Source organism: Jidongwangia harbinensis, assembly GCF_020216025.1.
Classification (GTDB): Bacteria; Actinomycetota; Actinomycetes; order Mycobacteriales; family Micromonosporaceae; genus Actinoplanes; species Actinoplanes harbinensis.
Window position 1 is genome coordinate 1 of the sequence record NZ_JAIWNC010000106.1, and the last position, 1,321, is coordinate 1,321.

A 1,321-nucleotide genomic window follows, 5' to 3' on the forward strand; every position below is an offset into this window, starting at 1 on the left:
CGCAGTCGACCAGGACGATCTGCCCGGGCCGCAACTCGTTGAACAGGATCTGCTCGGACAGGCTGTCCTCCAGGTCCCGCTGGATCGTCCGGCGCAACGGCCGCGCACCCAGCACCGGGTCGTAACCCTTCTTCGCCAGGTACCGCCGCGCGTTGTCGGTCAGCTCCAGACCCATGTCCTTGTTCCGCAGCTGAGTCTCGATCCGGGAGATGAAGATGTCCACAATGTTGCGGATCTCCTTCTCCTGCAGCTGGTGGAACACGATCGTGTCGTCGATCCGGTTCAGGAACTCCGGCCGGAAGTGCTGCTTCAGCTCGTCGTTGACCTTCTGCTTCATCCGGTCGTAGTTCGACTCGGTGTCCTCCGACGCCTGGAACCCCAGCGACACCGCCTTCGCCACATCCCGCGTGCCCAGGTTCGTGGTCAGGATGATCACCGTGTTCTTGAAGTCCACGATCCGGCCCTGACCGTCGGTCAGCCGCCCGTCCTCCAGGATCTGCAGCAGCGTGTTGAACACGTCCGGGTGGGCCTTCTCGATCTCGTCGAACAGCACCACCGAGAACGGCTTACGGCGCACCTTCTCGGTCAGCTGACCGCCCTCGTCGTAACCCACGTAACCGGGAGGGGCACCGACGAGCCGCGACACCGTGTACCGGTCGTGGAACTCGGACATGTCGAGCTGGATCAGCGCGTCCTCGGAACCGAACAGGAACTCCGCCAGGGCCTTGGACAGCTCGGTCTTACCGACGCCGGACGGGCCGGCGAAGATGAACGAGCCGGACGGCCGCTTCGGGTCCTTCAGCCCGGCCCGGGTACGCCGGATCGCCTTGGAGACCGCCTTGACCGCGTCGTCCTGGCCGACGACCCGCTTGTGCAGCTCGTCCTCCATCCGCAGCAGCCGCGAGGTCTCCTCCTCGGTGAGCTTGTACACCGGGATACCGGTCCAGTTGCCCAGCACCTCGGCGATCTGCTCGTCGTCGACCTCGGACACCACGTCCAGATCGCCGGCCTTCCACTCCTTCTCCCGCTGCGCCTTCTGACCCAGCAGCTGCTTCTCCTTGTCCCGCAGCTGCGCGGCCCGCTCGAAGTCCTGCGCGTCGATCGCGGACTCCTTGTCCCGGCGCACCTGAGCGATCCGCTCGTCGAAGTCACGCAGGTCCGGCGGCGCGGTCATCCGGCGGATCCGCATCCGCGCACCCGCCTCGTCGATCAGGTCGATCGCCTTGTCCGGCAGGAACCGGTCCGAGATGTACCGGTCGGCCAACGTCGCCGCCGCCACCAGCGCGGCATCGGTGATGCTGATCCGGTGGTGCGCCTCGTA

At 66.1% G+C, this 1,321-nt stretch carries 1 protein-coding gene; it reads right to left on the reverse strand.

Annotated features, from left to right (window positions below):
- Positions 1-1,321, reverse strand: a 1,321-nt coding sequence (locus LDL48_RS43170) for an AAA family ATPase (protein ID WP_225261003.1), incomplete at both ends; no start/stop codon positions are given.